General features: G+C 33.0%; 8 protein-coding genes and 1 pseudogene. 4 read left to right on the top strand and 5 right to left on the bottom strand.

Going from position 1 to position 5204, the window contains the following annotated elements:
* Positions 1-311, bottom strand: a 311-nt coding sequence (locus HMPREF9629_RS01425) for a helix-turn-helix domain-containing protein (protein WP_009524528.1), incomplete at its 3' end; no start/stop codon positions are given.
* A gap of 1120 nt (positions 312-1431) precedes the next feature.
* Between HMPREF9629_RS01425 and HMPREF9629_RS01435 the strand changes: the two genes are divergently transcribed.
* A complete protein-coding gene (locus tag HMPREF9629_RS01435; RefSeq protein ID WP_009524529.1) occupies positions 1432-1644 on the top strand; it encodes a helix-turn-helix domain-containing protein in 213 nt (70 codons plus the stop codon).
* A gap of 14 nt (positions 1645-1658) precedes the next feature.
* Positions 1659-2951: a DNA methyltransferase gene (locus HMPREF9629_RS01440; protein ID WP_009524530.1), complete on the top strand. Its 1293-nt coding sequence runs from the start codon at positions 1659-1661 to the stop codon at positions 2949-2951.
* A 17-nt stretch (positions 2952-2968) separates the two neighbouring features.
* Here HMPREF9629_RS01440 and HMPREF9629_RS01445 read toward each other — a convergent pair whose 3' ends face one another.
* From HMPREF9629_RS01445 to HMPREF9629_RS01455, 3 genes are read right to left on the bottom strand one after another with little or no spacing between them, the layout of a single operon-like run.
* Positions 2969-3559, bottom strand: a complete 591-nt coding sequence (locus HMPREF9629_RS01445; RefSeq protein ID WP_009524531.1) for an MjaI family restriction endonuclease — start codon at positions 3557-3559, stop codon at positions 2969-2971.
* Positions 3559-3858, bottom strand: coding sequence for a hypothetical protein (locus HMPREF9629_RS01450; protein ID WP_009524532.1), 300 nt, complete (start codon positions 3856-3858; stop codon positions 3559-3561). Before HMPREF9629_RS01450 ends, HMPREF9629_RS01445 begins: the two co-directional genes overlap by 1 nt.
* A complete protein-coding gene (locus HMPREF9629_RS01455) occupies positions 3851-4072 on the bottom strand; it encodes a helix-turn-helix domain-containing protein (protein WP_009524533.1) in 222 nt (73 codons plus the stop codon). Before HMPREF9629_RS01455 ends, HMPREF9629_RS01450 begins: the two co-directional genes overlap by 8 nt.
* Positions 4073-4156: 84 nt before the next feature.
* On the opposite strand from HMPREF9629_RS01455, the gene HMPREF9629_RS01460 reads away from it, so the two are divergent.
* Together HMPREF9629_RS01460 and HMPREF9629_RS11705 are read left to right on the top strand one after the other, a co-directional pair.
* Complete coding sequence (locus HMPREF9629_RS01460; RefSeq protein ID WP_009524534.1) at positions 4157-4429, top strand: DUF3644 domain-containing protein; 273 nt, start codon at positions 4157-4159, stop codon at positions 4427-4429.
* Between the two features lie 151 nt (positions 4430-4580).
* Positions 4581-4739: a hypothetical protein gene (locus HMPREF9629_RS11705; RefSeq protein WP_154646044.1), complete on the top strand. Its 159-nt coding sequence runs from the start codon at positions 4581-4583 to the stop codon at positions 4737-4739.
* Here HMPREF9629_RS11705 and HMPREF9629_RS12015 read toward each other — a convergent pair.
* Positions 4719-5204: pseudogene (locus tag HMPREF9629_RS12015) on the bottom strand (IS30 family transposase); the annotation flags it as partial. The gene HMPREF9629_RS11705 and the pseudogene HMPREF9629_RS12015 sit on opposite strands and share 21 nt — an antisense overlap.

The raw sequence follows: 5204 nt of genomic DNA on the forward strand, positions 1-5204 counted from the left end.
AACTTTGCTCTACCTGATATTTGCTCAGGAGTCCACATTAAGTCAAGTCTATCAATAACGTAGTTTTTAGCTTGTTCATTAGATTGTAATATAGCTTTTTTACCACATTTAGATTTTCTTTTAAGATACTTTTTTTGAGCATGATGAGCGGCATAAGAACCGCTAGCATATGAATTACGATTAAATTCACGAGATATGGTTGAGGGCGAGCGAACAAGTATACGTGCTATAGCACGTATACTTATACCTTGTTCTAACATAACTCTTGACTTTTCTCTTTCTTCTATGCTAAGATGAGTGTAATGACTCATAAAATATCAACTCCTTGTATTTTATTTTCGCAAACTCTATTATACAAGTTTTTGTTTTATGAGTCATTATTTTTTTATTAGGTGTTGCACTTATATTGTAAACCTAAAAGAATAAAATGTATGAGTAGCATAAAAGTATTCATTGTCTTTTCTGTGAGATCGTTCCACTTTTCCATTGTGTCTTGGAGTAAACGGTCTAATTTTTTTATGTTTTATATGATAAAAAGCTAAGCGTTTTTCAAACATGGTTAGATTGGTATCCTAATTGATTGTTCCAAAGCGTTTGGTGAATTCAAAACCATTATCGGTTTGAACACATTCAACCGGGAAAGGAAATGCTTTGAGAACATGATCAAGGAAAATGGTGGAGGAATAAGTGTTAGCTTCTTCAAAGGCTTCTACAAAACGATATCTTGAAAACCCATCAATAGCAGTGTATTGATAGAATTTAGAATTCGCTGCTTCTCCGACCAAGCAAGCAGAAGGAACATGTTTTACATCGATTTAAATGCGTTGTCCGGGATACGTCATTTGCTCGTATGGTTTGGGGATTTAGGATTTTTGGGTTTTATGGGGACTAAAGAAAGTTTTTTTAGTATACGCCATAGGGAAGGGATTGTTCTTGAATACCCACGTTGTTTTAATTTTACTCAAAAGACAACTAAACCATCATGAGGATTTCTTCTTCTTATATTTTGAATGAGAGAAAGTTCTTCAGGAGTATGTTGATTAGGATGTTTAAGAGAAGAGGGCGTCGTGATTTCTCACCAAGAGATTCTATAGTTGCATCGTATCGTTTTAACCAGCGGTAAATGTACTGTCGATTAGTACGGTACTTACGATCAGCCTTAGAAACTCCGTGTTTCTGTGAATATTTAATTAGGGATAGACGAAACCTTATATCTTGTGTTATACTTGCCATGCGGAAACCTCCTTAATTAGTTTTTGCGTGGTAACTTAAACATAACATAAACGAAGGATTTCCGCATTATTTATTTTATGAATGTAACATATGTATCGTAATCCTATAATCTTGACACTACCTCATTAAATCATACAGTTGACAATATCAATTAAATATTTTATAATATCAAGTGTAATTTCTTTGAGGAGGTTTTATATGATTACTTCAGAACAAATACGAGTATTGTGTGTAAGAGCAGGAATTAGTTTGTCTGAACTTGCAAGAAGAATAGATCAGACACCTCAGAATTTTAATGCAAAATTAAAAAGAAATACAGTTACCCAAGAAGAACTCAATCAAATCGCAAAAGTACTTGGGGCTACTTATGAACAATATTTTGTATTGCCTAATGGCGAACAAATAAAATAAGAAAGGTTTTCATTATGACTGAACATAGAATTATATTTGGCGATAGTAGATCCTTAAACCAAATTGAAGATAAATCGGTACAGTTAATCATAACTTCACCACCCTATTGGCAACTAAAAGATTATGGAACAGACGATCAAATTGGGTTTAATGATAGTTATGAAGATTATATAAATAATCTAAACCTTGTCTGGAAGGAATGTGATCGTGTTTTAGCTGATGGTTGCAGACTTTGTATTAATATTGGAGATCAATTTGCTCGTTCTGTATATTATGGAAGATATAAGGTTATTCCCATTAGAACCGAGATTATTCGTTTTTGTGAATCTTTAGGTATGGATTATATGGGAGCCATTATTTGGCAAAAAACAACCACAATGAACACCTCTGGTGGCGGTGCAATTATGGGAAGCTTTCCATATCCTCGAAATGGAATACTAAAAATGGATTATGAATTTATTCTTTTATTTAAAAAGCTCGGTAATGCTCCTAAGCCAACCAAAGAACAAAAAGAACAATCTGCAATGACTAAAGAAGAATGGGGACAATATTTTTCTTCTCATTGGAATTTTAATGGCGTTAAACAAACAGGACATATTGCAATGTTTCCAGAAGAATTGCCTAAGCGTTTGATTAAAATGTTTTCATTTGTGGGAGAAACTGTTTTTGATCCGTTTGCAGGTAGTGGAACTACCTCTCTTGCGGCGAAGAAATTAGGAAGAAATTCAATTGGTTATGAGATCAACAAAGAATTTGCTTCACTTATTAAGAAAAAGCTCTGCAGCAACCAACTTGTTTTGGGAGATGAATCAAGAGTCGCCTTTTGTGAAGATAAAAAGGGAAAAAGTTGCTCTTTTGAACAATTGCCATATGTTTTTCACGATCCTCATAAAATGGACAAAAAAATTGATGTTAAAAAACTTCAATTTGGATCAAAAATTGATTCTTCTAAAACCAAAAAGAATGAATTGTTTAGTGTGAAACAGGTTATCTCTCCTAATAAAATTGAGCTTTCCAATGGGTTAATTGTTCGTTTGCTGGGGATAAATGTTAATCCAACATATCAGGATCAAGCAATCGAGTTTCTTCAAAATAAATTCCAGAAGCGCAAAGTGTTTTTAAAATATGATACAGAAAAATATGATCGTAACAATACCCTGCAATGTTATGTGTATCTTGATAACAAAACATTTATTAATAATCATTTGATAAGAACAGGGTTTGTATATGTAGATAATGATACCGATTACTCTTGCAAGACAAAGTTTAATGATTCTATGCTAAAACAAAATGAGGGTGCTACTTAAAGGGTAGCACCCAAGCATCAATCTTCAACTTCAATTTTTAAATTAGTTTTTGTCTTAGAGTAATATATCATTTTGACATCTATTGTTTCGGAAAGTCGCCCCATAGTTTTGTATGTATCTGGTTTTACAGAGTATGGAACTTCTCCAACATACCCATCAATGCCTATTGATTCTTCTTCCGGTGTTGCCAGTCTATAGGTGGTTCCTCTCTTCTCTGCCAATGAAGCCAATATTGCTTTTTGAACATACATACCATTGAAGGTTTTGTTGATAACTAAATCCTGTACCCACTTTTCAACCATCTCACGATCGATTAAAGGAATGGCATTTCTTAAATTTTGAACTTGTGCAAATATTTTATCGGTTGCATTTTCAAATGCCTCAGGATATTTTTCTGTATACCATTTACGCCAGTTTTCAATAGTGATCTCCATACCAGAATTCATAAATTCAGGAAAAAGCTCGGACATTTGACCTACGACAACAGGACGAGTTCCTTGTGCGTTTTGATTTGCCCAGTTTATTAACTGAGACGTATACTTAGGAAAGCTAAACGATTTGCTTTCGTTGAAATTTTCAATAAGCTCATTTTTAAGTGTGTATTTCATTATTTGCCTCCTTTAAAATTTATCGTAATAATTTTCTTTCTTTCCTCAATACCGGCACTGCGTGAATCAAGATTATTCATATATTCATCATACTCTTGCTGGTTTGAAATAAGATAATATCCTCGATTGCTCGCAGCCAATGGCAACTTGTATTTTTGGGCACATTCAAGTATTAACGCCCTCGTTTGCACGTGTGTATCATCCTCAATAATTCCAATTTTTCTGGCAATTTCCGCTGATGTAATAGGATTTCTCTTTCCGTTGTGTGAAAGAAGAATGTCTCTTATTTGTTCAAGCATTATCATTATCCTCCAAAAACAGTTTGTATGTTTTGATTCCAAGTGCATCAGCTATTCTCTGAATATTTTCCAAAGAAATGCTACGGCGATAACATTCAATCGCACTAATATAGGTGCGGTGCATACCACATTTATCGGCAAATGCTTCTTGTGATATACCCATTGCAGTGCGATATTTTTTTAAATTGTCTCCAAAGACTTTTACAATATCCATAGTTGCAATCCTCCTAACCTTATATTATAGTAAATGAAAAATACTAATAGTCTACATACAATAAGTATCTAAGAGAGCGAAGTTATGTCTAAACGAAAGATGGTTCAGAACAATTTGTTAAAAAATTCAATAGCAGCATATTTTGCAGCTATTGAATTACATAACAAACCAAATTTCTCTTATCATTATGAAACAACAACTCTTCTTTTAATGAATGTTTGGGAGTTAGTGCTAAAAGCATTTATAAAGAAGTATATAAAAAGTAAAAATATATTCATCAAAGATGGTCATATGATTTTTATAGATAAAGCCATCGATTATACAGAAGAATATATCAATACACTCGAACCGAAATAGTTTACTGCCATCAAAGAGAACTTGCTTCTTATATAGGAATATCGCAACAACATTGTTCATTAATTCCTGTCTTGACATGAAAAGGCACCAAACATATGGTATAATTAAATCAGCAAAAAAATAACCAACCAAGATGAAAGGTGCTGATTTAATGATAACCCCAAAAAGCAAAAAAGAAAAAACTTTTTGTGAATTTTCTAATGCCATCAAAAAACTTAATATTGCTAAACTGCTTCGTTCTTCCAATATTATGATAGATTGTCAAGATAAGTGCAACACTTTTATAAAATCACTCAAAAAACTTACTTAAAACTTCTAATGGAGTTTTATAACCTAATCTCTTTCTTGGTCTGTTGTTAATCATGTCAACAACTTTTTGTAGAGATTCATTAGTAATGTTTTTAAATGAACTACCTTTTGGAAAAAACTGTCTAAGTAGTCCGTTTGTATTTTCATTTGTGCCTCTTTGCCATGGTGAATATGGGTCACAAAAGTATACGTCCATTCCTGTATGTTCTTTAATGTATTCATGCATTGCAAACTCTTTACCGTTATCTACTGTGAAGCTCTTTTTAAGTTTTTTAGGTATGTTTTCAAATGCTTGAATGGTCTTGCTACTAAACTCAGTATCTGTTTTAGTTTCTAACTTAAATGCTACAAGCCTGACTTTCTTTCTACGTGAGTTCCAAGTAGACCTGTTTTTCTCATACCAAGTACCGTATCACTTTCAAAATGACCAAACCTACTTCTATTTATACAACCTGATGGTCTTTGA

This window comes from Peptoanaerobacter stomatis, from assembly GCF_000238115.1.
GTDB lineage: Bacteria > Bacillota > Clostridia > Peptostreptococcales > Filifactoraceae > Peptoanaerobacter > Peptoanaerobacter stomatis.